Raw genomic sequence first — 25,459 nt, forward strand, 5'->3', positions numbered from 1 at the left:
ATGTCCTTGCAGTTTCCCATCGGCGTGCGCTGGACCATCGGCGACGTCAGCGACCGCGGCTTCGAGGCGTTGCGCCTGTCGATCTGGGGCGCGTGGCATGTCTTCGGCCCGGGTGCCGGCTACGCCGTGTGCGTCAACACGGTTCCGGTGCGTGAGGCGCGCGAGCGCACCGGCCCCGTGCCGCACGCCGTCGGGTGGCATCAGGTGACGGCGGGAGATGTTCCCGCTTTCCTGCGCACGATCCTCGCGCGCAACATGGCCGAGGGCACCGGCTGGAAGTTCGCGCCGGCGCGCCTCTTTCCGCAGCGCTTCGAGGTCGCGCTGGACAACGACGCGATCCTGTGGGCGTTGCCGCCTTCCATCGAACAGTGGCTCGCCTGCGCCGCGCAGCGCGGCGAATGCCTGCTGGCGCAGGACGTGCGCGCGGCTTGCGGGCAGTTCGCGGCGATGGCCCCGCGCGAGCCGGCGCTCAACTCCGGCATCCGCGGCCTGCCCCCGGGGTTCGATCTCGAGAGGGCGCTGCTGCGCACGATCGGCGCGCGGGAACAGCAGCTGGGCGCGCCCATGGTCTTCGCCTCCGAGCTGGACGAGCAGGGATTGCAGGCCGCGGCCCTGTGGCGGGCCGGAAGCTTGCACGTGGTCAGCGTCGACGAAGTGTCGATCTGCTCGCCGTTCTTTCCGCACAGCCCGTATCTCGGCCGGTGCGGCGCCCACTTCGTCGGCCTGAACGCCCGGCACATCGCGTGGGACTACTACGATCGCCCCGCCGACGAGTGGATGACGGAGCACTGGGTTCGCCATCGGCGCGAGCTCTGCGCGCGCACCGGCGCGCCGCTCGCGCTGCACGAGGCGTCAGTGTGAGGGCAGCGCCGCCTTCGCATCGGGTTTGACGCGGCGAAGCAGCGCCATCATGTCGCGCTCGATGCGCCGCATGGCCGCTTCGGTGTGGCCCTCGAAGCGCACCGTCAGCACCGGGTTCGTGTTGGAGGCGCGCACCAGGCCGAAGCCGTCGGGCCAGTCGACCCGCAGGCCGTCCACGGTGCAGACCTGCGCGCCGGGGAAGTCGGCGATCGCCGGCAGGGCGCGCGCCACCTCATGCGCCTCGCCTTCCGCGCATGCCACATGCAGTTCCGGGGTCGAACAGCTTCCGGGCAGCGCATCGAGCACGGCGCTCGCGTCGGGGTGGCGCGACAGGATTTCGAGCAGCCGGCATGCGCCGTAGGTGCCGTCGTCGAAGCCGTACCAGCGTTCGCGAAAGAAGATGTGGCCGCTCATCTCGCCGGCGATCGGCGCCTGAAGCTCGTTCATGCGCTGCTTCACCAGCACATAGCCGCTCGGCCCCATGACCGGCTGACCGCCGGCGGCGGCGATCACCTCGGGCAGGCGCTGCGTCGACTTCACGTCGAAGACGATGGGGGCGCCGCGCACACGCGCGAGCGTGTCGCGGGCCAGCAGCATCAACTGCCGGTCGGGATAGACGACATTGCCGGTGCGCGTCACCACGCCGAGCCGGTCGCCGTCGCCGTCGAGGGCCAGGCCCAGCTCGGCACCCGCCTCCTGCACCTTCGCAATCAGGTCCTGCAGGTTCGCGGGATTGCCGGGATCGGGATGATGGTTGGGAAAGCGGCCATCCACGGCGCAGAAGAGTTCCGTGACGTCGCAGCCGATCGCGCGCAGCACCTGGGGCGCCGACGCGCCGCCGACGCCATTGCCGCAATCGATCACGACCTTCATCGGCCGCGCGAGCTTGACGTCGCCGGCAATGCGATGGGCATAGGCGTCGAGCACGTCGGCTCGCACCACACGGCCGGGGCGCGGCGGCGCGACGGGGCTATCGGCTTCGATGCGCTGGCGCAGCAGCTGGATCTCGTCGCCATGGACCGTGCGCCCGGCGAGCACGAGCTTGAAGCCGTTGTGGTCGCGCGGGTTGTGGCTGGCCGTGACCTGGATACCGCTGCGCGCGAGCGTGCAGGCGGCGAAGTACAGCATCGGTGTCGTCGTGGCGCCGAGCTCGATCACGTCGACGCCGCCGGCCACGAGCCCGCGGATCAGGGCATCGGCCAGTGCCTGCGAACTGAGTCGGCCGTCGCGGCCGACGGCCACCACAAGCTGATGCTCGGCGCGTGCCATCCCGGCGAACGCGCGTCCCAGCCGGCGCGCGAATTCCTCGTCGAATGCCACGGGCACGACGCCGCGTATGTCGTAGGCCTTGAAGATGCCGGGGGTGTGCACGGTGCGAGGCGAAGCAGTGCGAACGATTCTAGTGAGGCGCGAAGCTCATCAAGCGCAACCGCCGGCGACCCAGGCCGAGCTGCGCGGATACGACTTGTCCGACAGCGCAACACCGTGGCCTCCTAGTGCGCGCCGCGAGCTCGTGCCTAGCATGGGAGAAGACGCCGCCGGGGCCGCACAAGAGGCCAGCCATCACCGATCGAAAGGAGGCATGCCATGCCGCAGAAAGCCTGGAGCAACAAGCGCGAGCGCCAGTACGAACACATCAAGGAAGGCTACGAGAAGCACGGCAAGGACGAGAAGACGGCCGAGGAAATCGCGGCGCGGGTCGTGAACAAGGAGCGCGCGCAGCACGGGGAAGCGAAACATGCGAGCGCGCAGTCGCTCGCGGACATGCCGGCACCCAGGCGCGGTGGCCAGCGCTCGCACCGCGGCCAGGGCGGCCGCACGCGCGACCAGCTTTACGAAGAAGCGAAGCGCAAGGGCATCAGCGGCCGCTCGACGATGACGAAGGACGAACTCGAGCGAGCGGTCGACTCGAAGTGAGTCACTCGCCGTCCCAGTAGTCGAGCGCCTGGGCAGGACGCGTCATGTGGCGGATCTCCCCGCCGCCGTAGGCCCCGATCTTGCCGGAATCCGGATACTCGCAGACCTCCGCGGGCATCATGGTGCTGACGGAGATGTACGCGAGCTCCTCGTCCGAGTCGTTCACGATCTGGTGGGCCGTATCGGGCCCGCCGGTCGGGCAGCAGATGAAGTCACCCGCGCGGATCGGCCGGGTTTCGCTGCCGTAGCGCAGCTTGCCGCGCCCGCGCACGATGAAGAACATCTCTTCCTCCGCGCGGTGGCTGTGGAACGGACAGCCCGCTTTGCCCGGCGGCAGCACGTCATAGGAATAGCCCAGGTCCTTGGCACCGAGCAGCGGGCCGACTCGGGCGCCCCGCGTCTCGAACTTCTTGCCGTGCTGAAACGTTTCGAGCTTCAGCTCGTCGATGTTGATGACGCGTTGGTTGATTTTCATGAGCGGCTCCACTGCGTGCAGCCTCGGTCTCGGCCAAATTGCGAGCGGGCTCCTGGCGCCGACATTCTCATGCAGGTCCGCTTCTGACCGGCAGCGCAGCATTGGAATTGGCATCAATTCCTGGCCGACAGCTCCGCAGATTGTGGGAGCGCCCTGGCTGCACCGTCGCACGGTCGCCACGCAAATGACTCGCCAGCCATTCCTTTTCTTGCCGACGGATGAGCACGCTGGCTAGACTGGCCGCGGACCCGATACCCGGGTCCGCAACATCCAATAGGGAACGAAGAATGAAATTGATCGCGATCGCGGCCGCCTCTGCCATGCTGATGGCCGGCGCCGCCCAGGCCCAGACCCGCTCCACCGTCACCGGCACCACCTATGGCGAGCTGGGCTACAGCACGCTGAAGATTTCCGACTCGGGCATCAGCGTGAAGCCCGCCATGCTGCGCGGCATCGTCGGCTACAACTTCCATGAGAACTTCGCTGTCGAAGGCATGCTGGGGTTCGGCGTGCGCAAGGACAGCACCTCGACGACGTTCGCCGGCGTGCCGGTCGATGTCCAGCAAGACGTTCGCCACATCGTCGGCATCTACGTCAAGCCGAAGGCAATGATCAGCGACGCGTTCGAAGTGTTCGGCCGACTGGGCTACGCCCACACCCGCGTGCGGACCGCCGCTTCGGTGGCGGGCTTCTCGGCGTCGGACAGCGGCAGCGACAGCAGCGTGTCCTATGGCGTCGGCGCCAACTTCAACATCTCGCCGAAGATGTACGTGGGCGTCGACTACATGCGCTACTTCAAGAAGGATGACACGAAGATCGACGGCTTCACCATCGGTCTGGGCTATCGCTTCTGATCCTGCGCATCGCGCACGAATGCCCGCCGCCGGCGGGCATTTTTCTTTCTGGCCGGGACGCCGCAGGAGCTTGCGTTTCGCGAGGGCGCCGGTCTCTTGAAACGCCCCCAAAAGGCCTTATCATTGGCACTCGCTGGATTTGAGTGCTAACAGCAGAGCTGGCCGGCCACTCAGCCCAAGCGCAAGTTAATAAGCGCTAACTTTCTTTGGATCGTTGGCGTTTTTTGATGTCCTTCCGTCAGTCATTCAAGGAGATGCAATGAAGCTTCGCCCCCTGCACGATCGCGTGATCGTCAAGCGCCTGGAAAACGAGACCAAGACCGCCTCGGGCATCGTCATTCCCGACAACGCCGCCGAGAAGCCCGACCAGGGTGAAGTCCTGGCCGTCGGCCCGGGCAAGCGCAGCGAGAAGACCGGTGACTTCATCGCCCTGAACATCAAGGTCGGCGACCGCGTGCTGTTCGGCAAGTACAGCGGCCAGACCGTCAAGGTCGATGGCGACGAACTGCTGGTCATGAAGGAAGACGACCTGTTCGCGGTCGTCGAGAAGTAATCAGGCTGATCCCAAGGAGAAAATCAAATGGCAGCTAAAGACGTTATCTTCGGCGCGGACGCGCGTCATCGCATGGTCGAAGGCGTGAACATCCTGGCCAACGCGGTCAAGGTCACGCTGGGTCCGAAGGGCCGCAACGTGGTGCTCGAGCGCTCGTTCGGCGCCCCCACCGTCACCAAGGACGGTGTGTCGGTCGCGAAGGAGATCGAGCTGAAGGACAAGCTCCAGAACATGGGCGCGCAGATGGTCAAGGAAGTCGCTTCCAAGACCAGCGACAACGCCGGTGACGGCACGACGACCGCCACGGTGCTCGCGCAGGCCATCGTTCGCGAAGGCATGAAGTACGTGGCCGCGGGCATGAACCCGATGGACCTCAAGCGCGGCATCGACAAGGCCGTGACGGCCCTGGTCGAGCAGCTGAAGAAGCAGTCCAAGCCCACCACGACGTCCAAGGAAATCGCCCAGGTCGGCTCGATCTCCGCCAACAGCGACGAGTCGATCGGCAAGATCATCGCCGACGCGATGGACAAGGTCGGCAAGGAAGGCGTGATCACCGTCGAGGACGGCAAGTCGCTCGACAACGAACTCGATGTCGTCGAAGGCATGCAGTTCGACCGCGGCTACCTGTCGCCCTACTTCATCAACAACCCCGAGAAGCAGTCCGCCATCCTCGAGAACCCGTTCGTGCTGCTGTACGACAAGAAGATCTCGTCGATCCGCGACCTGCTGCCGACGCTCGAACAGGTGGCCAAGGCCTCGCGCCCGCTGCTGATCGTCGCGGAAGAAGTCGAAGGCGAAGCGCTCGCGACGCTGGTGGTCAACACCATCCGCGGCATCCTGAAGGTCGTGGCGGTCAAGGCGCCCGGCTTCGGTGACCGTCGCAAGGCCATGCTGGAAGACATCGCCATCCTCACGGGCGGCCAGGTCGTCTCCGAAGAGACCGGCATGACGCTCGAGAAGATCACGCTGGCCGAGCTGGGCCAGGCCAAGCGCATCGAAGTGGGCAAGGAAAACACCACCATCATCGACGGCGCCGGCAAGGCCGCGGACATCGAAGCGCGCGTCAAGCAGATCCGCGTGCAGATCGAGGAAGCCACCAGCGACTACGACCGCGAGAAGCTGCAAGAGCGCGTGGCCAAGCTGGCCGGCGGCGTGGCCGTGATCAAAGTCGGTGCCGCGACCGAAGTCGAGATGAAGGAAAAGAAGGCCCGCGTCGAAGACGCCCTGCACGCCACGCGTGCGGCGGTGGAAGAAGGCGTGGTGGCCGGCGGTGGCGTCGCGCTGCTGCGTGCCAAGCAGGCCGCCGGCGCCATCAAGGGCGACAACGCCGACCAGGAAGCCGGCATCAAGCTCGTGCTCAAGGCCATCGAGTCGCCGCTGCGTGAGATCGTCTACAACGCCGGCGGCGAAGCCAGCGTGGTGGTCAACCGCGTGCTGGAAGGCAAGGGCAACTTCGGCTTCAACGCCGCGAACGACACCTACGGCGACATGATCGAGATGGGCATTCTCGATCCGACCAAGGTGACCCGCACCGCGCTGCAGAACGCCGCGTCCGTCGCGTCGCTGATGCTGACCACCGAGGCGATGGTCGCCGAAGCGCCGAAGGAAGAAGCGCCCGCCATGCCCGGTGGCATGGGCGGCATGGGTGGAATGGGCGGCATGGACATGTAATGTCCGGGCGTGCCTCGCCATGAGAAAAGCGCCCCTCGGGGCGCTTTTTTTTTGGCGTCGACCGTGCGGGCCGGGAATCAGGACTCGAAGATGTCCTTGTACGAAGAATAGATGGCCAGCATGGTGAGCGGCATCAGCACGAACCAGCCGAGCCCGAAAGGGATGGACGCCACGACCGCAGCGACGATCCAGATCAGGCCGTAGACAAGGAACGCGCCGACGTTTCCCCAAGTCGCGGACCAGCTGGCCTTCAGCGCATCCACCGGCGCCACATCGCGAAAGACGACCAGCGCGGGCGCGAACCACAGGGCCATCGCGAACACGAAGCCGAGCACCAGTCCCACCAGCACGGCCAGCATGCCGAAAGCGGCGCCCGCCATCATTCCCCCCGCGCTGCGGGCGGCCCCGCCGGCCATCATTCCCATCACGGCGCCGCCCCCCATGAGGGTCATCACCAGCACAATGACGAGCGTCGCCCCGGCAGCCAGGGCGCCCAGCACCAACAAGGGGTTGAGCTTGTCCTTGAAGCCCGCGAACATGTCCGCGACCTCGAGCGAGCCGCCACCGTCAAGCTTGCGGGCCGACAGCATCCAGCCGCCGGCGATCACCTGGCCCAGAACCGTCGCGATCAGGCCCCCGATGAAGGGAATCCAGCCCAGTACGAAGAACCCGATCACGAAAATCACGCCGAAAATCAGCCACATGCCCGGGTTCTTCATGAAAAGCGCCCAGGATTGCGTCCACCAGGCCGTTCCGCGTCCGGCTTCCACCGCGCGCTTGGCGCCGGTTCCGATTGCCGTGTCCTCCATTGTTGTTCCCTCCAGTCGTGGTGCAGTTCGGATCGAACCGCCGCGGAGTATGCCGCGCCTGTCGGTCAGCACAAGAGAGTTTGCCGCAGGCCGTCAGCGGCCGGCGACCCGGCGCAGGAGGCCGGCCGTGGAAGGATCGAGGCCGGCCTCATCGCCGCTCGCCAGCCGCGGCGCGATGTCCGTGGCGAGCACCTTGCCCAGCTCCACGCCCCACTGGTCGAAGCTGTTGATGCCCCAGATCGAGCCGCTGGTGAAAACGCGGTGCTCGTACATCGCGACCAGCGCGCCCAGGCTCGCCGGATCCAGCCTCTCGAGGATGAAGAAGGTGCTGGGCCGGTTGCCGGGAAAGTCCCTGTGGCCGCCGGCGTCAGCCTTGCCCTGCATCAGCGCCTGCGCTTGCGCGAGCGCATTGGCCAGCAGCTGGTCGTGATGGCCTGCGAGCGAATGCGCCGCATGCTTCACGGCGATGAACTCGACCGGCACCACGTCCGTGCCCTGGTGCAGCATCTGGAAGTACGCGTGCTGCCCGTTCGTGCCCGGCTCGCCCCAAACGACAGGCGATGTCGACACGGTCAGCGGCCGGCCCATGGCGTCCACGCGCTTGCCGTTGCTTTCCATCTCGAGCTGCTGCAGGTAGGCCGGCAGGCGCTTCAGGCCGCTGTGGTACGGCGCGACGCTGCGGCTCGCGAAGCCGAAGAAACCGCGGTAGAAGACGTCCAGCAGCCCCAGCCGCACCGGCAGGTTCGCATCGAGCGGTGCCGTGCGGAAATGCTCGTCCATCTCATGGGCGCCGGCGAGCAGCTTGCGGAAGTTCTCCGCGCCGATGGCGATCGCGATGGGCAGGCCGATCGCCGACCACATCGAGTAGCGGCCGCCCACCCAGTCCCAGAAACCGAAGGTCGTCGCTATCCCGAATTCGCCCGCCGCCTTCACGTTGGTCGTCAGGGCCCCGAAATGCCGCGCGACATCGGTGCCGCCCTGCTGCTCGAACCAGGCCTTGGCCGAGCGTGCATTGGTCATCGTCTCGATCGTCGTGAAGGTCTTGGACGCGATCAGGAACAGCGTGCTTTCGGGCTTGACCTGCGCCAGCACCGCGGCGAGCTCGTGACCGTCGACGTTTGACACGAAATGGAAGCGCTTGCCGGGGATCGCGAAATCGGCCAGCGCGGTCACGGCCATCTGGGGGCCGAGATCGGAGCCGCCGATGCCGATGTTGACCACGTCCGTGATGCGCGCGTCGCCCCGCACGCGCTCGGCGTAATCGAGCATCGCATCGAGCGTCTCGTGCACCGCGCGCGCATCGGGGTCGCGGCTCGCGCCCTTGGGCATGCGCAGCAGCCAGTGCTTCACGGCGCGCCGCTCGGTGTTGTTGACCGGCTCGCCTGCGAACATCGCGTCGCGGTGGCGCTCCAGCATGCATTCGCGCGCCAGCTCGAGCATGAGCGAACGGGTATGCGCATCGATCAGGTTCTTCGACAGGTCCGCGAAAACGCGCGGCGCCTGCTGGGAATAGGTCTCGAAGCGCTTCGGCTCGGCGCGAAAGGCGTCGCGCACGTCCAGCAAGCGGCCTTGTTTGTCGAAATGCTCGCGCAGCGACAACCAGGCTTGCGTGTGGTCGCAATGGGGGCGGGAGATGGCATCGATCATGCGCGGATTATCTGCGTCCCCACCTCTGCCGCGCGGAGTCGCTAAAGTTAGCCTTCATCCCGAACAACTAGAACGCCCATGAGCTTCGACCTGATCGTTTTCGGCGGCACCGGCGACCTCGCCTGGCGCAAGCTGATGCCCGCCCTGTTCCAGGCCTTCCGCCACGGCACGCTGCCGGCCGACGGCCGCATCATCGGCGTGGCCCGCGACAACCTCTCGGACACCCAGTACCGCGAACTCATCCGGTCGCGCTTCGACGAGGTCGATCTCGCCAAGCGGCCCAATGCCGAGGAGTTCGACCGCTTCGCCCGCCTGCTGCACTTCCTGCGCATGGACCTGTCCCGGCCCGAGGACTTCCAGCGCCTGGCCGCCACGCTGCACGAGCGGCGCGCCGACACGGTGGTGATGTACCTCGCCACGGCGCCGTCGCTGTTCATGAGCGCTTGCGAGCAGCTGGCCGCTGCGGGGCTGAACACGCCCAACACGCGGCTGGTGCTGGAGAAGCCGCTGGGCCACGACCTCGCCTCCAACCGCGAGATCAACGAGACGGTGCGGCGCGTCTTGCCGGAACGGCAGATCTTTCGCATCGACCATTACCTGGGCAAGCCGTCGGTGCAGAACCTCTTCGCGCTGCGCTTCGGCAACGCCCTCTTCGAGCCGCTGTGGCGGCGCGAGAACATCGCCAACATCCAGATCACGATCGCCGAGGACCTCGGCGTGGAAAAGCGCGGCGCCTTCTACGACCAGACGGGTGCACTGCGCGACATGGTCCAGAACCACGCGTTGCAGCTGCTGTGCGCGATGGCGATGGAGCCGCCGATCAACGCGCACGCCGACGCGATCCGCGACGAGAAGCTGAAGGTGCTGCGCTCGCTGAAGGCGTGGACGCCGGAAGCGCTGGCGCAGCAGGTGGTGCGCGGGCAGTACGGGCCGGGCAGCGTGCACGGCGAGCAGGTGGCCGGCTATCGCGAAGAGCCCGGCGTCGCCGCAGAGAGCACGACGGAGACTTTCGTCGCCCTGCGCGCGGACATCGGCAACTGGCGCTGGGCCGGCGTGCCCTTCTACATCCGCACCGGCAAGCGGCTGGGATCGCGCGATGCGCGCATCGTCGTCAACTTCCTGCCGACGCCGCATCCGATCTACCAGGCGCCGGTGGGCGCGGTGAACAAGCTGGTGATCCACCTGCAGCCGAAGGACGGGCTCGAGCTGCACCTGCTCGCGCAGGGGCAGGATGGCCGGCGCGGCACGCAACTGCTCTCGCCCGTGCACCTCGACCTCGATTTCGACAAGCGTTTCGGCTCCGAGCGGGTGGGTGCCTACGAACGGCTGTTGATGGACGTGATCGACGGGCGCCTGAACCTCTTCGTGCGCGCCGACGAGCAGGAAGAAGCCTGGCGCTGGGTCGAGCCGATCCTGGAATATTGGGCGAACGATCCGAGCGGACCGCGGCCGTATGCGGCGGGCACGTGGGGCCCGAGTGCGGCCAGCGCGATGATTGCGCGCGACGGCCACTGCTGGTCGGAGGAATGCTGAGCTACTTCAGGAAGCGGATGCCCGGCCGAAGCTCTTCGTAGATCAGGTAATCCGTCTCCTTCATGCCGAGGGAGGCGTAGGTCGCATGCGCGGCCTCGTTCTCCTTCTCGACGTAAAGACGGAAGCCGCACACCGACGCGTCGGATTGCGCCAGCGCGCGTACGTGCTCGTACAGCCGCCGGTACACGCCCTGCCGGCGGAACTCCGGCTGCACGTACACGCTCTGGATCCACCAGAACAGGCCATTGCGCCAGTCGCTCCATTCGTTGGTGACCATCAGGCAGGCGATCACCTCGCCCTGGCGTTCCGCGACGAGGTAGAAGCCGAGCGACGGCGTGGCGAGCAGGCGCCGCACGCCCGCTCCGATCACTTCCGGAATGAGGTCCTTGCCTTCGGTCTCGCGCGCCATCGCCGCGTTGAAAGCGGCGATGGTGTCGGCGTCGCGCGGTTCGCCGCGCCGGAAGGCGAGTTCGAGCGGCATCAGATGCGCCCTTCTTCCACGGCGTGGCAGGCGACGCGCACGCCACGCAGTTCGAGCAGGGCCGGCCGCTCGACGCGGCAGCGCTCGTTGGCGAACGGGCAACGGGGATTGAAGGTGCAGCCGCCAGGCGGGTTGAGCGGGTTCGGCACTTCGCCTTGCACCGGCGTTCGCGACTTGCCGGTGGCGTGCATCTTCGGGATCGCCTCGAGCAGCATCCTCGTGTACGGGTGCTGCGGGTTGCCGAACAGCTGGTGCTTGCCGGCGAGCTCGACGATGCGGCCGAGGTACATCACACCCACCTGGTCGCTCACGTGGCGCACGACGGCGAGGTTGTGCGAGATGAAGAGATACGTGAGGCCCCGCTCGCGCTGCAGGTCCTTCATGATGTTGAGCACCTGCGCCTGCACGCTGACGTCGAGCGCCGAGGTGGGCTCGTCGCACACCAGGAATTCGGGCTCGGTCGCGAGCGCGCGCGCGATCGAGATGCGCTGGCGCTGCCCGCCGGAGAACTGGTGCGGGTACTTGTCCATGTCGGCGGCGCCCAGTCCCACCGATGCGAGCAGCCGCGCCACTTTGTCGTCGAGCTGCTCCCGGTCGCTGATGATGCCGTGCTCCTTCAGCGGCTCGCCGACGATGTCCTCCACGGTCCAGCGCGGGTTCAGGCTCGCGTACGGGTCCTGGAAGATCATCTGGATGCGACGGCGGATCGCGCGGTTGCCGGCGCGGTATGCCGCGTGCGCGTCCTCGCCGTCGAACGCCACACTGCCGTGCGAGGGCTCGTACAGGCCCACGAGCAATTTCGCCACGGTGCTCTTGCCGCAGCCCGACTCGCCGACCAGCGCGAGGGTCTGGCCCTTGGCGATCTCGAAGCTCACGCCGTCGACGGCGCGCAGCAGCCGCCGGCCCGTGCGCTCGATCAGCCGGTTGAGCAGCGGCGGCGAAACGTCGAACGTTCGCGCGAGGTCGCGCGCCTGGACCAGCGGCGCGTTCATGCGGCCACCTTGACCGGGACACCGGACGCGGCGTCGTGCAACCAGCACGCAGCGCGCGTCGCACCGGCCGCCAGCAGCTCGGGGCGCTCGATGCGGCAGCGGTCGAACACCCGCGGGCAGCGCGGGTTGTAGGCGCAGCCGGCGGGGATCGCGTTGAGGCGCGGCATCGCCCCGTCGATCTGGTAGAGCCGCTCGCGGTCCTGCGTGATGTCGGGAATGGCCGCCATCAGTCCCATCGTGTAGGGATGCGCGGGCTGGTTGATCACCTCGTGCACCGGGCCGATCTCCGCGATGCGGCCGGCGTACATCACGGCGACACGGTCGCAGGTTTCGGCGATCACGCCCATGTCGTGCGTGATCAGCATGACGGCCGCGCCGCGCTCCTTGCACACGCGCTTGAGCAGGGAAATGATCTGTGCCTGGATCGAGACGTCGAGCGCGGTGGTCGGCTCGTCGGCAACGACCAACTTGGGCTGCGCCGCGAGCGCGAGTGCGATGACGACGCGCTGGCGCATGCCGCCGGAGAACTGGTGCGGGAAGTGGTCGATGCGTTCGCGGGCGGCGGGAATGCCGGTGTCCTCCAGCAGGCCGATCGCGCGCTGGCGCGCCTCCTCGTTGTCCACCGGCAGGTGCGCCTGGATCGTTTCCATGATTTGCCGGCCCACCGTGTAGAGCGGGTTCAGCGACGTGAGCGGGTCCTGGAAGATCGCGCCGATCTTGCGGCCGCGGATGCGGCGTATCTGCTCGTAGGGCAGGTTGTCGATGCGCTGGCCTTCGAGCAGGACCTGGCCCGAGGCGATGCGCCCGGGCGGCTCGAGCAGGCCGATGATGGCGGCGCCCGTGAGCGACTTGCCTGCGCCCGACTCGCCGACCACGCCGAGGATTTCGCCCGGAGCGATCTCGAAGCTGATGTTGTCGAGCGCACGCAGGGTGCCGCGGCGGTAGGGAAATTCGACGACGAGGTCCTGGACCTGGAGCAGGCTCATCTCAGCCTCGGGTTGAGGGCGTCGCGCAGCCAGTCGCCCAGCAGGTTCACCGACAGCGCGATCAGCACGAGCATCGCGCCGGGAAAGACGGTGATCCACCAGTTGCCCGAGAAGAGGAACTTCTGCCCCGTCTGGATGAGCGTGCCGAGCGATGGCGAGTTCGGCGGCACCCCGACGCCGAGGAACGACAGCGTGGCCTCGGTGATGATCGCCGTGGCGATCTGGATCGTCGCGAGCACCATCACCGGCCCGAGGATGTTCGGCAGCACGTGGCGCCGCATGATGCGCAGCGATGACACCCCCGTGACGCGCGCGGCCTGCACGTACTCGCGGTTGCGCTCCACCAGCGTCGAGCCGCGCACGGTGCGCGCGTATTGCACCCAGCCGCCGCCGCCCGCGAGCGAGATGGCCATGACGAGCACGACGAAGGCGACCACATCGTTGGCGTTGGGAAACATCGCTCGGCCCACGCCGGCGATCAGCAGCGCCACCAGGATCGAGGGGAACGAGAGCACCACGTCGCACACGCGCATGATGAACGCGTCGGTGCGGCCGCCGATGAAACCGGCGAGCAGGCCGAGGCTGACCCCGATCACGATCGACACGATCACGGACGCCACGCCGACGGCCAGGGAGATGCGCGCGCCGAACATCAGCGCCGAGAAGATGTCGCGGCCCTGGTCGTCCGTGCCCAGCAGGTATTTGGCGCTGCCGCCTTCGATCCAGCGCGGCGGCAGGAACGCATCGCCGAGTTCCAGCGTCGCAAGGTCGAACGGATGGTGCGGCGCCACCCACTGGGCGAACACCGCCGCGAAGATGCACACGAAGGCCACCGCCGCCGCACCCAGCGCGACGGGCGAGGTGCGGAAGCTGTAGCCGACGTCGCTGTGCCAGGCGCGACTGAGGAACCCCGGGGTCGCTGCCTGCATTACTTGACCGAGTTGACCGTGATGTATCTCCACATCATGCCGTTGTCAGGCCACTGGACGAGCTCGATGTTCTTCTTCGCGCCCCAGTTCAGCGCCTGCTGGTGCAGCGGGATGTGGCCGATGTCGTCCTCGTGGATCTTGATCGCCTCGTGGATCATCTCGTTGCGCTTCTTCTGGTCGGTCTCCGAACCGATCTTCTCGGTCAGCTCGTCGAGCTTCGGGTTGCTGTAGGCGCCCAGGTTGAACTGGCCGCGGCCGCCCTCGCCCGGCGTGGACATGATCGCGTACAGCACGTTGTGCGCATCCACGGTGCTGGAGGTCCAGCCGAGCATGTAGAAGCTCGTATCGCGGCGCAGGATCTTCGGGAAGTACGTGCCCTTGGTCTCGGCCAGCAGGTTCACCTTCACGCCGACGCGCGCGAGGTTCGCCGTGACCGCCTGGCAGATCGCCGCGTCGTTGACGTAACGGTCGTTCGGGCAGTTCATCGTGACCTCGAAGCCGCTCGGGTAGCCCGCCTCCGCCAGCAGCTTCTTCGAGGCTTCCGGGTCGTACGGCAGGCGCTTGTTCAGGTCGGGCGCGAAGCCGTTCACCTGCTGCGGGAACATCTCGGCGATCGGCGTCGACGCGCCGCGCATCACGGTGCGCTTGATGCCCTCGATGTCGATGGCCTGGTAGAAAGCCTGGCGAACTCGCTTGTCCTTGAACGGGTTCTTGCCCTTGATGTTCGAGAACAGCAGCTCGTCGCGCTTCTGGTCCATGCCCAGGAAGATCACGCGCAGCTCGGGGCCCTGCAGCACCTTGAGGCTGGACGCGTTCTTGATCTGGTCGATGTTCTGCACCGGCACCGGCTCCATCACGTCGACTTCGCCGGAGACCAGCGCGGCCACGCGCGTCGCGTCGTTGCCGATCACGTTGAAGATGACTTCGTCGACGTTGCCGTCGATCTTGCCCCAGTAGTTGCCGTTGCGAACGAAGGTGGTGCGCACGCCGGGCTGGCGCTCGCGCAGGCGGAACGGGCCGGTGCCGTTGGCGCGGAACGAGGCCGCGTTCTCGATGCCCTTGCGCCGGTCCACCGGCTTGGTCGCCTGGTTCTGCTCGCACCACTTCTTGCTCATGATGTCGAAGTGCGTGAAGAGCTCCGGCAGGATCGGGAACGGCGTGTTGGTGACGATATCGATCGAGTGGTCGCCGATCTTCTTGATCTCCTTGATCGGCCCGACATAGGTCTTCATGTCGGAACCCTCGCCCTTGGCGCGCTGGTAGCTGAAGATCACGTCATCCGCGGTGAAGGGCGTGCCGTCGTGGAACTGCACGCCCTTGCGCAGCTCGAAATGCCACACGGTCGGCGAGGTCTGCTTCCACGACGTGGCCAGCGCCGGCGCGAGCTTGTAGTTGCGGTCGCGCGTGACCAGCGGCTCATAGACGTTCTCCGTCACCGAGATCTGCAGCGACTCGTTGAGCGAGTGCGGGTCCATCGACAGGGCGTCGCCCTGGTTGCCGATGCGGATGGTGACGGCGCTGGCGCCGAAGCTGGCGGTGGCGAGTGCGGCCGCGACGGCGAGCAGGGAGGGTTGCAGTTTCATCTTCTTTCTCCTTCTAGTTGGCCAGGGGCAGTCCGCGCTCGATCAGGCTGGCATGCAGGGCCGAGCCGAGCGGCAGGATGTCGTCGTTGAAGTCGTAGCGGGGGTTGTGCAGGAAGCAGTTGTCGCCGCCCTGGCCGAGGCGCAGGTACGCGCCCGGCCGGGTCTGCAGCATGAACGAGAAGTCCTCGGCGCCCATGCTCGGCTCCATGTCGCGGTCGACATGCTCGGGGCCGACCAGGCTCTCGGCGACGTCGGCCGCGAAGGCCGCCTCGTCGGGCGTGTTGATCGTGGCGGGATAGGAGCGCTCGTACTTCACCGAGGCGGTGGCGCCGAAGCCGAGCGCGACCGCCGACGCGATCTCCTGCAGGCGCTGTTCCACCAGGGCCTGCACCTCCGTCTTGAAGGTGCGGATCGTGCCGACCATGGTCACGCTGCCGGGGATCACGCTCATCGCATGCACGTCGCCGGCCTGCACGGCGCAGATACTGATCACGGCGCTGTCGATCGGCCGCACGTTGCGCGAGACGATGCTCTGCGCCGCCGTGATGATGTGCGCCGACACCAGCACCGGGTCGATCGCGAGGTAGGCGTGCGCGCCATGGCCGCCCTTGCCGGTCACCTCGATGGTCACGCGGTCGGCCGCCGCCATCATCGCGCCCATGTTGATGCCGATGGTGCCCGGCTTCATCGCCGGCCAGTTGTGCATGGCGTAGATCGATTCGACCGGAAAGCGGTCGAACAGGCCGTCCTCCACCATCGCCTTCGCGCCGGCGAAGCCCTCCTCGCCGGGCTGGAACACGAGCACGGCCGTGCCGTCGAAGTTGCGCGTCTCGGCGAGGTAGCGCGCCGCGCCGATCAGCATCGCCGTGTGGCCGTCGTGGCCGCAGCCGTGCATCATCCCGTGCCTGGCCGATCTCCACGCGAAGTCGTTCTGCTCGGTCATCGTCAGCGCATCCATGTCGGCCCTGAGGCCGATCATGCGGCCGCTCTTGATGCTGCGCCCGTGGATCACTGCGACCACGCCGGTCTTGCCGATGCCGGTGTGCACTTCATCGACACCGCACACCTTCAGCGCCTCGATCACGCGCGCCGAGGTGTAGACCTCCTCGAAACCGAGTTCGGGGTGGGCGTGCAGGTCGCGCCGCAGCGCGACGAGATCCGGGATGAAGTGCGCGATGTGCGCAAAGGCGCGGCCGTTGGCCTTCAGGCGGGGGGCCAACATCAGTGCCCCCGCGCGCCTTCGACACGCAGGCGCGGATCGACAGCGAAGTAAAGCATGTCCACGACCAGGTTGATCACCACGAAGATCAGCGCGATCAGGCACAGATAGGCGGCCATCACCGGAATGTCGGCGAAGGTCACGGCCTGGATGAACAGCAGCCCCATGCCGGGCCACTGGAACACGGTCTCGGTGATGATCGAGAACGCGATCAGCGTGCCGAGCTGCAGGCCGATGATCGTCATCACCGGCACCAGCGTGTTCTTGAGCGCGTGGCCGAAATGGATGGCGCGGTCGGGCAGGCCGCGGGCTCGCGCGAACTTGATGTAGTCGGTGCGCAGCACCTCCAGCATCTCGGCGCGCACCAGCCGCATGATCAGCGTGAGCTGGAAGATCGCCAGCGTGACCGCCGGCAGCACGATGTGCCACCAGCCGTCGCGCGTGAAGAGGCCGCTGGACCACCAGCCGAGCTTGACCACCTCGCCGCGGCCGAAGCTGGGCGATACGCCCAGCAGCACCGCGAACACGAGGATCAGCAGGATGCCGATCAGGAAGGTGGGAAGGGACACGCCCAGCAGCGAAATCGTGAGGAACACCTGTGACAGGAACGTGCCGCGACGCAGCGCGGTGTACACACCCATCGGAATGCCGATCACGATGGCGATGACGGCGGCGACGATCGAGAGCTCCAGGGTGGCGGGAAAGCGCTCGCCGATGAGGCGCGAGACCTTCGCCCCCTGGCGCAGGCTCAGGCCGAATTCGCCCTGCGCCGCGTTGGCGAGGAAGTGCACGAACTGCACGTAAAACGGCTGGTCGAGCCCGAGGTCCTGGCGCAGCTGGCGGATCTGCTGCGGCGTGGCGTCCTGTCCCAGCAGGAACACGACCGGGTCACCCACGTACTGGAACAGCAGAAAGGCGATGAAGGCGACCACGACCATGACGATCGCGGCCTGGAACAGTCGACGCAGGATGAAGGCAAACATTCCGGCTTGTGGCTGGAAAGCAAATTGGCATGCTATCAGAGCAAGTTTGGGGCCCGACTGAGGGGTAACCCACGCGCCGCACGAGCGCCCAGCCTGGTTTCAGGCGAAAAAAAGCCGCCCGAAGGCGGCTTTCAAGTTTCTTCTGATTTCTGGTGATCAGAACGCGTGGCGGATGCCGACGTACAGCTGCTTCGAGTCCTGGCCAGCGACGACCTTTTGCAGACCCTGGAGGGAGTCCGTCGTGTACAGCTGGTAGCTCGAGTTGGCCTTGTTGTTCAGGATCGCGTACGACACGCCGACCGACGTGCGCTTCGAGAACGCGTAGTCGTAGCCGACGGACCACAGCGTGGCGCCCGAATCGGCCAAGGTGGTGCCACCAACGCCAGCGCCCTTGACGTTCGACGCCCTGGTGTACGTGGCCAGCAGCGTGCCGGCGCCGACGCCGAACGTGACCGGCACCGACCAGGCGCGGCGCTTGTTCTCGACGAACGCGCCCGAACCGGCGGCAGCCTTGTCGTAGGCCGACACGTCGTACGTCAGGCCGATCGTGCCGACGCCGAAGTTCCAGCCGCCAGCCAGCGTCCAGGCCTTCTGGTCGTTGCGGGCCACGGTGATCGTGCGGTCTTCGGCCTGGGCCTTCCAGTAGCTGGCAGCCAGCTTCAGGGGGCCGGTGGCGTAGCCGACGTTGGCGCTCCAGGTCTTGCCGTCACCGGCGGTGCCCATGGCGCCGTCGGTCACTTGCGCGGCTTGGTTGGCGAAGGCGGTCGAGTAGGTGATGCCGCCCGTCAGGCCGGCCATCATCGTGGAGGGCAGGTCGTAACGGATGACGTTGGTCGAACGGCTGGCGTTGGCGATCGGCTGGCTCAGGCCCTGGACGTAGCCCAGGATGCCGCAGCTGGAAGCGCCCAGCGCCGTGGCGCGGGAGCCGTGCTCATCCGAGCCCGTGCAATAGTGGGTGTCGAGCTTGCCGATGCGGATCGAGCCGAAGCCGCCGGCCAGGCCGACGAAGGTGTTGCCGGTGGCGAGCGGGCTGGTCGTGGGGGCGCCGCCGTTGTCGTCCACGCGGAAACGCGTGTCGATCTGGAAAATGCCGGCCAGGCCGCCGCCGAGGTCTTCACGGCCGCTGATGATGAAGCGCGAAGAGCCGTCGGCCACGCCGGTGTTCGAACCATTGCCGGTGGCGCCGTTCGAGTACTTCGTGGACGCGACGCCGCCCTTGATGATGCCCGACAGGGTCACCGACGACTGGGCGGAGGCTGCACCGACGACCGCCAGGGCGGCCAGGGCAACGAGTGATTTCTTCATGCAAGTTTCTCCAAGGTTAAACATAGGGCTCCGGTGAGAAGGGGAACTCGAACGATGGGCAGCATCGTTGGCTCCCGCCGGATCCCCGGGCCAACCTCCTTTTGGGAAGTTGTCGTAATTGCACCAGACGGCCTTTTCTTTCGCAAAGTATTTAGGCCGGCCCGTCCTCGTTTCGTTGCACGCGGACAACACACGCAATGGCTCAGTGGAAGCGGCGCAACAGACCCGTGCGGGGTTTCGGATCGCGAAAAGAAAAGCTTGCAAAAGGCTGGCGGCCACGCGAGGAGCGTGCTTCGTAAACTCGGGGGCATGGACGCCCTTCTTGCCGCCGCCGACAGCGCGCTGCGCACCTTGTTCGCCAAGCCGCGCGCGCTGCGCCCCTGCCCCATCGTGCCCGCCGACGAAACGAAGCTGGAACCCGCCGAACGCAGGCAAGCGGCGGCGCTGATGCGCGTGAACCACGTGGGTGAGGTCTGCGCGCAGGCCCTGTACACGGCGCAGGCGCTCGCGACGCGCAACCCCGAGTTGCGACGCCACTTCGAGAAGGCTTCGCAGGAGGAAACCGACCATCTCGCGTGGACCGAGGAACGCATCCGCGAACTGGGCGACCGCACGTCCCTGCTCAATCCGCTCTGGTATGCGGGCGCCTTCGGCATCGGCCTCGTCGCGGGACGCTTCGGCGACCGCGTGAGCCTCGGGTTCGTGATCGAGACCGAGCGCCAGGTGGAGTCGCACCTGCAAGGCCACCTGGAACGCCTGCCGGCGCAGGACCACGCGTCGCGCGCGATCGTGGCGCAGATGAAGGAAGACGAGGCCGCGCATGCGGCCGGTGCGCTCGCCGCCGGCGGGATCGAGTTGCCCGCGCCGGTCAAGGCCATGATGCGCGCGGCCGCCAAGGTGATGACGACCACCGCGCACTACATCTAGCGCGGCTTCAGGCCGTCACGCAGCGACCACCTCGAAGCTCGTGGTGATCTCGGCCGTCTTGCCGAGCATGATCGTCGCCGAGCAGTACTTGTCGTGGCTCAAGGCGATCGCGCGCTCGACGGCGGTGGCCGGGATGTCCTTGCCCCGCACGGTGAAGTGCATGTGGATCTTCGTGAACACCTTCGGGTCCTGCGCTGCGCGCTCGGACGTCAGCTTCACCGAGCAGCCGCGCACGTCGTGGCGTCCGCGCTTGAGGATCAGGACGACGTCGTAGGCCGTGCACCCGCCCGTGCCCGCGAGCACGGTCTCCATCGGCCTCGGGGCGAGGTTCTGGCCGCCGTTTTCCGGCTTGTCGGGATCGGGCGCGCCGTCCATGACGAGCACATGGCCGCTGCCCGTCTCGGCGACGAAACCCATGCTCGAGCGCGCGCCCGTCGCGCCGGTCCAGCTCACCGTGCATTCCATGCTGTTTCCTTGCAATGTTGTATTGATGCTGACGTAGCGACGCGGACCTGCTGCAATGCAGCAAATCTGCCGCTATACTGGTTTCGCAGCATAACGAACTGGCGATCGCCGCAATCGTTGTGCACCCTTTGTCTCCTCCACCTCCCTTGGTGGATTTAGCCCCCGGCCCGCAAGGATCGGGGGCTTTTTTCATCCGCCGGGCTGCTCTGCCGCGCCGTCTATCATTTCCGCTCCCATGAAGAAACACCTGCAGCCCGCCGACTACCTGAAAAAGATCCTCACGGCGCGCGTGTACGACGTGGCGGTGGAGACCGCCCTGGAGCCGGCCAAGAACCTGAGCCGGCGCCTGCACAACAAGGTGCTGCTCAAGCGCGAGGACCAGCAGGCCGTCTTCTCGTTCAAGCTGCGCGGCGCCTACAACAAGATGGCGCACCTCTCTCCGGAGCAGCTCAAGCGGGGCGTGATCTGCGCGTCCGCCGGCAACCATGCGCAGGGCGTCGCGATGTCGGCACATCGCCTCGGCGCGCGCGCGGTGATCGTGATGCCCGTGACAACGCCGCAAGTGAAGATCGACGCGGTGAAGGCGCTCGGCGGCGAGGTGGTGCTGCATGGCGACAGCTATTCCGACGCGTACGAGCACGCCGTCCAGCTGGAACGCAAGCAGGGCCTGACGTTCGTGCACCCGTTCGACGACCCGGAGGTGATCGCCGGCCAGGGCACGATCGCCATGGAGATCCTGCGCCAGCACCAGGGCCCGCTGGACGCCGTGTTCGTCGCGATCGGCGGCGGCGGCCTGGTCTCCGGCGTCGCCAACTACATCAAGGCCGTGCGCCCCGAGATCAAGGTGATCGGCGTGCAGATGAGCGACTCGAACGCGATGGCGCAATCGGTCGAGGCGAAGAAGCGCGTCGCGCTCCCCGACGTCGGGCTCTTTTCCGATGGCACGGCGGTCAAGCTGGTGGGCGAGGAAACCTTCCGCATCGCGCGCGACCTCGTCGACGAATTCATGACCGTGGACACCGACGCCGTGTGCGCGGCGATCAAGGACGTGTTCATCGACACGCGCAGCATCGTCGAGCCGGCCGGCGCACTGGCCGTGGCGGCGATCAAGCAATATGTCGCGCAGAACAAGACCAAGGGCGAGACCTACGCCGCGATCCTGTGCGGCGCCAACATGAACTTCGACCGCCTGCGCTTCGTCGCCGAGCGTGCCGAGGTCGGCGAGGAACGCGAGGCGCTGTTCGCCGTGACGATCCCCGAGGAACGCGGCAGCTTCCGCCGTTTCCTCGAAGTGATCGGCGCGCTGCCGGGCGGCCCGCGCAACGTGACCGAGTTCAACTACCGCATCAGCGACGAGAAGACCGCGCACGTATTCGTCGGCCTGACGACGCACAACAAGGGCGAGTCCGCGAAGATCGCCGCCAACTTCGTGCGGCACGGCTTCGACACGGTGGACCTCACGCACGACGATCTGGCGAAGGAGCACGTGCGCTACATGGTGGGCGGGCATTCGCCGCTGGCCCACGACGAGCGCCTGCTGCGCTTCGTGTTCCCCGAGCGGCCGGGCGCCCTCATGAAGTTCCTCTCCAGCATGCGCCCGAGCTGGAACATCTCCCTCTTCCATTACCGCAACCAGGGCGCGGACTATGGCAAGGTGCTCGTGGGCCTGCAGGTGCCGCAGGCCGACACGAAACCCTTCCAGTCCTTCCTCGACGCGCTCGGCTACCAGTACGTGGAAGAAACCCGGAACCCCGCTTACCGGCTGTTCCTGCGCTCCTGAAGCGACGCTACTTGCGCAGCGGCATGTCCAGCGTGACGGCCGGCGGCGACTGCATCGACGCGCCGATCGTCGCGCCTTTCGGCTGGACCGACTGCAGCACCAGGCCTTCGTCGACCGGCGCGCCGACGCGATAAGGTTTGGGCGGCTTGCCGTCGACCGAGATCAGCGCGGCACCTCCGCCGTCCGGCTCCGCCACGACGCCGAGCAGCGCCAGGCGGCTGGCGAGGCTCGCGACCGGGGCGGGTCCCGCTGCCGACGGGGCGGCACCGAGCAGCCGCGCCACCGCGGCCGGGTCGCTGGGCGGCGCACTCGGTGCCGGCGGTACGGCCGGGCCGCTGCTGGGCGTGCTGCTCAGCTTCATGCCCCAGTACACGGCGCTGGCAGCCACGAGCCCCCACAGCACGAATGTGCCGGCGGCGACGGCCCAGCGGTTGCCCGGATTGCTCACCATCCCGACGATTATGATTGAAGCGATGAATGCTTCGAAGAGAATCGCGCGCGCCGGCTTCACGCTGATCGAGCTGATGGTGGTGCTGGTCATCATCGGTGTGCTGGCCGCGCTGATCGTGCCCAACGTGCTCGAGCGCGCCGACGATGCGCGCATCACGGCCGCGCGCACGGACGTCAACAACCTGATGCAGGCGCTCAAGCTCTATCGCCTGGACAACCAGCGCTACCCCACCCAGGACCAGGGCCTGCAGGCGCTCACCACCAAGCCCACCACCGAGCCCGTGCCGCCCAACTGGAAGCCCTACCTGGACAAGCTGCCCAACGATCCCTGGGGCCGGCCCTACCAATACCTCAATCCCGGCGTCAAAGGCGAAGTGGACGTGATGTCGTACGGCGCCGACGGCCAGCCCGGCGGCGAGGGCAAGAATGCGGACATCGGCAGCTGGCAGTAACCCGGCCCGGCTCACTCTCGGCTTCACGCTGGTCGAACTGCTTGTCGTGGTCGCGATCATCGCGATCGCCACCGCCGGCGTGAGCTTCGCGCTGCGCGACTCGGGTTCCACACAGCTCGAGCGCGAAGCGCAGCGCCTCGCCGCCCTGCTCGAATCGGCCCGGGCCCAGTCGCGCGCCAGCGGCGTGCCGGTGCGCTGGGTCGCCACGCCGGGGGGCTTCCGCTTCGAAGGCGTGCCCTCCGGCACCTTGCCCGATCACTGGCTGTCGCCCCAGACGCAGGTCCAGGGCAATGCGACGCTCGTGCTCGGCCCCGAGCCGATCATCGGCGGGCAGCAGGTGGTGATCGCGAATCCGGAAGCGCCGGGCCGGCAGCTGCGCGTCGCCACCGACGGGCTGCGCCCCTTCCGCGTCGCCGTTCCCGAAGGGTCATGAGGTGAGCGCACGCGCCCGCGGCTTCACGCTGGTCGAGGTGCTGGTGGCGCTCGCGATCATCGCGATCGCACTGGCCGCGGGCTTGCAGGCGACCAGCGCCTTGACGAACAACGCCTTGCGCCAGTCCACGGTGCTGCTCGCGCATGTGTGCGCGGAGAACGAGCTGGTGAAGGCGCGACTGGCCAGGCAGATGCCCGACATCGGCGACTCCACGGTGGCCTGCGTGCAGGCCGGGCGCGAGTTCATCGTGAACGTCTCGGTGCGCCCGACCCCCAACCCGAGCTTTCGCCGTGTCGACGCGCAGGTGGTCGAGGGCAGCTCGGGAGTCCTGCGCCTGTCGACCATCGTGGGACGGTACTGAGATGTTGACCCCCACGCTTCTCACTTCGTGTAGTGCGCTGCCCCCCCGAGGGGCCTCAGCCTCCTTCGGGCGGCCGTGCGGAGGCTGACATGCGGCGGGCGCGCGGCTTCACCCTGGTCGAACTGCTGGTCGCACTGTTCGTGCTGGCGATGCTCGCCGCGCTCTCGTGGCGCGGGCTGGACGGCATGGTGCGCGCGCAATCCACCACCGAAGCACGCAGCGACGAGGTGCTCACCTTGCAGGTCGGGCTGGCCCAATGGACGGCCGACCTCGAGGCGCTCGAACAGCTGCCCGGCATGAAGGCGCTCGAATGGAACGGCCGCGTGCTGCGCCTCACGCGCCGCAGCACCGCGTCGCCGACCGATGGCGTGCTGGTCGTCGGCTGGGCGCGCCGCGAGGCGAATGGCGCGAGCACCTGGCAGCGCTGGCAATCGGCGCCCGTCACCACGCGCGGCGACCTCGAGCGGGCGTGGCAGAGCGCCGACCTGTGGGCACAGAACCAGGGGAATGACGCGCGGGCCGCGGCGATCACGCCCCTGGACAACTGGCAGATCTTCTATTTCCGCGAGAACGCCTGGACCAACCCGCAGTCCAGCGATGTCACCACTACCAGCATCGTCGCCGCCGGTGGGCAGCAGAACACCGCGGCGAGCGGCATCCTGCTGCCCGACGGCGTGCGCATCGTGCTTTCGCTGCCGCCGGGCCGCGCGGTGAGCGGCGTGATCACGCGCGACTGGGTGCGGCCGCAGGTCGGCGGGAAGACCTCATGACGCGCATCGGGCAGCTCCGGCAACGCGGCGCGGCGATCCTCATCGCCATGCTGACGGTGGCACTCGTCGCGACGTTCGCCGCGGCGGCACTGTGGCAGCAATGGCGCAGCGTCGAGGTCGAGACCGCCGAGCGCGCCCGGGTGCAATCCGGCTGGATCCTCGCTGGCGCGCTCGACTGGGCGCGGCTGCTGTTGCGCGAGGACCAGATGGGCGCCGGCAGCGGGCGCGCCGACCATCTGGGCGAGCCCTGGGCCGTCCCCTTGCAGGAGGCGCGGCTCTCCAGCTTCCTGGCCGCGGACAGGAACAACGCGACCGGGGACCTCAGTCCCGATGTGATGGACGCGTTTCTCTCGGGCCAGATCGTCGACCTGCAATCGATGATGAACGTGAACAACCTCATCAAGGCCGACGGCGCGGTGAGCGATCCGGACGTGGAGGCGTTCGCCCGCCTGTTCGACTTGCTGGGACTGCCTGAGGCGGAGCTGGCCCGGCTGGTCGAGAACCTGCGGTTCGCCGTCTCGGCCGGGCAGGTCAGCCCCACCCCCGACGCCGCTCCCCTTTGGCCGCAGCGCGTGTCGGAGCTGGTCTGGCTGGGCCTGAGCGCGCAGACCGTCGCCGTGCTGGAGCCTTACGTCACGCTGCTTCCCGTGCCGCCGGGCATGACGCGGGTGCACACGGCGGTCAATGCCAACACGGCGGCCGCGGAAGTGATCGCCGCCGCCGGAGGTATGGACCTGTCGGATGCGCAGCGTCTGGTGCAGGTGCGCAATGCTTCGTATTTCCGGCTGCCGGCCGACATCCAGAGCCATCTGGGCGGCGCGACGCTCAGCCAGAACTGGGCCAGCCAGCTGGACGTGCGCAGCAGCTACTTCGAGGTCCGTGCCCGGCTGCGGCTGGACAAGCTCGTCGTGGAAGAGCGCTCGATCACCTGGCGGCAGGGCACCACCGTCACGGTGCTCAGGCGCGAGCGCGGCGCCGCCGACCCGACGGAGCTGTCGCAACTGGCGGCCACACAGCGGTGAA

At 67.4% G+C, this 25,459-nt stretch carries 27 protein-coding genes; 13 read left to right on the forward strand and 14 right to left on the reverse strand.

Features of this window, described 5'->3' with window-relative positions; all coding sequences use genetic code 11:
• Entirely contained in the window at positions 1-861 is an 861-nt protein-coding gene (locus AC3EF3_RS18265) for a hypothetical protein (protein WP_488533565.1), read from the forward strand.
• Here AC3EF3_RS18265 and AC3EF3_RS18270 read toward each other — a convergent pair.
• Positions 853-2,232, reverse strand: a complete 1,380-nt coding sequence (locus tag AC3EF3_RS18270) for a phosphomannomutase/phosphoglucomutase (protein ID WP_488533566.1) — start codon at positions 2,230-2,232, stop codon at positions 853-855. The genes AC3EF3_RS18265 and AC3EF3_RS18270 overlap by 9 nt on opposite strands.
• Positions 2,233-2,448: 216 nt before the next feature.
• On the opposite strand from AC3EF3_RS18270, the gene AC3EF3_RS18275 reads away from it, so the two are divergent.
• Positions 2,449-2,778 carry a plasmid stabilization protein gene (locus AC3EF3_RS18275; RefSeq protein ID WP_488533567.1) on the forward strand — a complete coding sequence of 110 codons (330 nt, stop codon included), beginning with the start codon at positions 2,449-2,451 and terminating at the stop codon, positions 2,776-2,778.
• A 1-nt stretch (position 2,779) separates the two neighbouring features.
• On the opposite strand, the gene AC3EF3_RS18280 is transcribed toward AC3EF3_RS18275, so the two are convergent.
• A complete protein-coding gene (locus tag AC3EF3_RS18280) occupies positions 2,780-3,253 on the reverse strand; it encodes a cupin domain-containing protein (protein WP_488533568.1) in 474 nt (157 codons plus the stop codon).
• 287 nt (positions 3,254-3,540) lie between these two features.
• Between AC3EF3_RS18280 and AC3EF3_RS18285 the strand changes: the two genes are divergently transcribed.
• The 3 genes from AC3EF3_RS18285 to groL all read left to right on the forward strand — a co-directional run bounded on the left by AC3EF3_RS18285 (position 3,541) and on the right by groL (position 6,331).
• Positions 3,541-4,107, forward strand: a complete 567-nt coding sequence (locus tag AC3EF3_RS18285) for a porin family protein (RefSeq protein WP_488533569.1) — start codon at positions 3,541-3,543, stop codon at positions 4,105-4,107.
• Between the two features lie 259 nt (positions 4,108-4,366).
• Positions 4,367-4,660 (forward strand): co-chaperone GroES, encoded by a 294-nt coding sequence (locus AC3EF3_RS18290; protein WP_488533570.1) that lies wholly within the window; start codon positions 4,367-4,369, stop codon positions 4,658-4,660.
• Between the two features lie 27 nt (positions 4,661-4,687).
• The gene (gene groL, locus AC3EF3_RS18295; RefSeq protein ID WP_488533571.1) at positions 4,688-6,331 is read left to right on the forward strand and encodes a chaperonin GroEL; all 1,644 of its coding nucleotides are present in this window, start codon (positions 4,688-4,690) and stop codon (positions 6,329-6,331) included.
• Positions 6,332-6,408: 77 nt separating this feature from the next.
• On the opposite strand, the gene AC3EF3_RS18300 is transcribed toward groL, so the two are convergent.
• Together AC3EF3_RS18300 and pgi are read right to left on the reverse strand one after the other, a co-directional pair.
• Positions 6,409-7,212: a BPSS1780 family membrane protein gene (locus AC3EF3_RS18300; RefSeq protein ID WP_488533572.1), complete on the reverse strand. Its 804-nt coding sequence runs from the start codon at positions 7,210-7,212 to the stop codon at positions 6,409-6,411.
• A 21-nt stretch (positions 7,213-7,233) separates the two neighbouring features.
• Positions 7,234-8,787, reverse strand: coding sequence for a glucose-6-phosphate isomerase (gene pgi / locus AC3EF3_RS18305; protein WP_488533573.1), 1,554 nt, complete (start codon positions 8,785-8,787; stop codon positions 7,234-7,236).
• 78 nt (positions 8,788-8,865) lie between these two features.
• Here pgi and zwf point away from each other — a divergent pair, with 78 nt between their 5' ends.
• Positions 8,866-10,320: a glucose-6-phosphate dehydrogenase gene (zwf, locus tag AC3EF3_RS18310; RefSeq protein WP_488533574.1), complete on the forward strand. Its 1,455-nt coding sequence runs from the start codon at positions 8,866-8,868 to the stop codon at positions 10,318-10,320.
• 1 nt (position 10,321) lies between these two features.
• Here the strand turns inward: zwf and AC3EF3_RS18315 are convergent, their stop codons facing one another.
• The 8 genes from AC3EF3_RS18315 to AC3EF3_RS18350 form a co-directional block, all read right to left on the reverse strand.
• Positions 10,322-10,801, reverse strand: a complete 480-nt coding sequence (locus AC3EF3_RS18315) for a GNAT family N-acetyltransferase (protein ID WP_488533575.1) — start codon at positions 10,799-10,801, stop codon at positions 10,322-10,324.
• Positions 10,801-11,793 carry an ABC transporter ATP-binding protein gene (locus tag AC3EF3_RS18320; protein WP_488533576.1) on the reverse strand — a complete coding sequence of 331 codons (993 nt, stop codon included), beginning with the start codon at positions 11,791-11,793 and terminating at the stop codon, positions 10,801-10,803. Before AC3EF3_RS18320 ends, AC3EF3_RS18315 begins: the two co-directional genes overlap by 1 nt.
• A complete protein-coding gene (locus AC3EF3_RS18325) occupies positions 11,790-12,779 on the reverse strand; it encodes an ABC transporter ATP-binding protein (protein ID WP_488533577.1) in 990 nt (329 codons plus the stop codon). Before AC3EF3_RS18325 ends, AC3EF3_RS18320 begins: the two co-directional genes overlap by 4 nt.
• Complete coding sequence (locus AC3EF3_RS18330; RefSeq protein ID WP_488533578.1) at positions 12,776-13,708, reverse strand: ABC transporter permease; 933 nt, start codon at positions 13,706-13,708, stop codon at positions 12,776-12,778. Before AC3EF3_RS18330 ends, AC3EF3_RS18325 begins: the two co-directional genes overlap by 4 nt.
• Positions 13,708-15,291, reverse strand: a complete 1,584-nt coding sequence (locus AC3EF3_RS18335) for an ABC transporter substrate-binding protein (protein ID WP_488533579.1) — start codon at positions 15,289-15,291, stop codon at positions 13,708-13,710. The genes AC3EF3_RS18330 and AC3EF3_RS18335 overlap by 1 nt, the downstream gene beginning before the upstream one ends.
• A 13-nt stretch (positions 15,292-15,304) precedes the next feature.
• Complete coding sequence (locus tag AC3EF3_RS18340; RefSeq protein WP_488533580.1) at positions 15,305-16,513, reverse strand: M20 aminoacylase family protein; 1,209 nt, start codon at positions 16,511-16,513, stop codon at positions 15,305-15,307.
• Positions 16,513-17,493 carry an ABC transporter permease gene (locus AC3EF3_RS18345; RefSeq protein ID WP_488533581.1) on the reverse strand — a complete coding sequence of 327 codons (981 nt, stop codon included), beginning with the start codon at positions 17,491-17,493 and terminating at the stop codon, positions 16,513-16,515. The genes AC3EF3_RS18340 and AC3EF3_RS18345 overlap by 1 nt, the downstream gene beginning before the upstream one ends.
• A 156-nt stretch (positions 17,494-17,649) precedes the next feature.
• Positions 17,650-18,798, reverse strand: coding sequence for a porin (locus AC3EF3_RS18350; RefSeq protein WP_488533582.1), 1,149 nt, complete (start codon positions 18,796-18,798; stop codon positions 17,650-17,652).
• A gap of 309 nt (positions 18,799-19,107) precedes the next feature.
• Here AC3EF3_RS18350 and coq7 point away from each other — a divergent pair, with 309 nt between their 5' ends.
• Positions 19,108-19,725: a 2-polyprenyl-3-methyl-6-methoxy-1,4-benzoquinone monooxygenase gene (gene coq7 / locus AC3EF3_RS18355; protein ID WP_488533583.1), complete on the forward strand. Its 618-nt coding sequence runs from the start codon at positions 19,108-19,110 to the stop codon at positions 19,723-19,725.
• Positions 19,726-19,740: 15 nt separating this feature from the next.
• Here the strand turns inward: coq7 and AC3EF3_RS18360 are convergent, their stop codons facing one another.
• A complete protein-coding gene (locus AC3EF3_RS18360) occupies positions 19,741-20,190 on the reverse strand; it encodes an OsmC family protein (protein WP_488533584.1) in 450 nt (149 codons plus the stop codon).
• Positions 20,191-20,425: 235 nt separating this feature from the next.
• On the opposite strand from AC3EF3_RS18360, the gene ilvA reads away from it, so the two are divergent.
• A complete protein-coding gene (ilvA, locus tag AC3EF3_RS18365) occupies positions 20,426-21,970 on the forward strand; it encodes a threonine ammonia-lyase, biosynthetic (protein ID WP_488533585.1) in 1,545 nt (514 codons plus the stop codon).
• Between the two features lie 7 nt (positions 21,971-21,977).
• Here the strand turns inward: ilvA and AC3EF3_RS18370 are convergent, their stop codons facing one another.
• Entirely contained in the window at positions 21,978-22,421 is a 444-nt protein-coding gene (locus AC3EF3_RS18370) for a type II secretion system protein N (protein WP_488533586.1), read from the reverse strand.
• 22 nt (positions 22,422-22,443) lie between these two features.
• Here AC3EF3_RS18370 and gspG point away from each other — a divergent pair, with 22 nt between their 5' ends.
• The 5 genes from gspG (at position 22,444) to gspK (ending at position 25,458) form a co-directional block, all read left to right on the forward strand.
• Complete coding sequence (gspG, locus tag AC3EF3_RS18375) at positions 22,444-22,872, forward strand: type II secretion system major pseudopilin GspG (RefSeq protein WP_488533587.1); 429 nt, start codon at positions 22,444-22,446, stop codon at positions 22,870-22,872.
• The gene (locus AC3EF3_RS18380) at positions 22,847-23,305 is read left to right on the forward strand and encodes a GspH/FimT family pseudopilin (protein WP_488533588.1); all 459 of its coding nucleotides are present in this window, start codon (positions 22,847-22,849) and stop codon (positions 23,303-23,305) included. Before gspG ends, AC3EF3_RS18380 begins: the two co-directional genes overlap by 26 nt.
• A gap of 1 nt (position 23,306) precedes the next feature.
• Positions 23,307-23,666 (forward strand): type II secretion system minor pseudopilin GspI, encoded by a 360-nt coding sequence (gspI, locus tag AC3EF3_RS18385; protein WP_488533589.1) that lies wholly within the window; start codon positions 23,307-23,309, stop codon positions 23,664-23,666.
• 89 nt (positions 23,667-23,755) lie between these two features.
• The gene (locus AC3EF3_RS18390; protein ID WP_488533590.1) at positions 23,756-24,436 is read left to right on the forward strand and encodes a PulJ/GspJ family protein; all 681 of its coding nucleotides are present in this window, start codon (positions 23,756-23,758) and stop codon (positions 24,434-24,436) included.
• On the forward strand, positions 24,433-25,458 hold the full coding sequence (gspK, locus tag AC3EF3_RS18395) for a type II secretion system minor pseudopilin GspK (RefSeq protein WP_488533591.1): 1,026 nt from the start codon (positions 24,433-24,435) through the stop codon (positions 25,456-25,458). The genes AC3EF3_RS18390 and gspK overlap by 4 nt, the downstream gene beginning before the upstream one ends.
• Position 25,459 lies beyond the last annotated feature (1 nt).

The sequence above is a fragment of the Ramlibacter sp. GS1-15 genome (genome assembly GCF_057785015.1).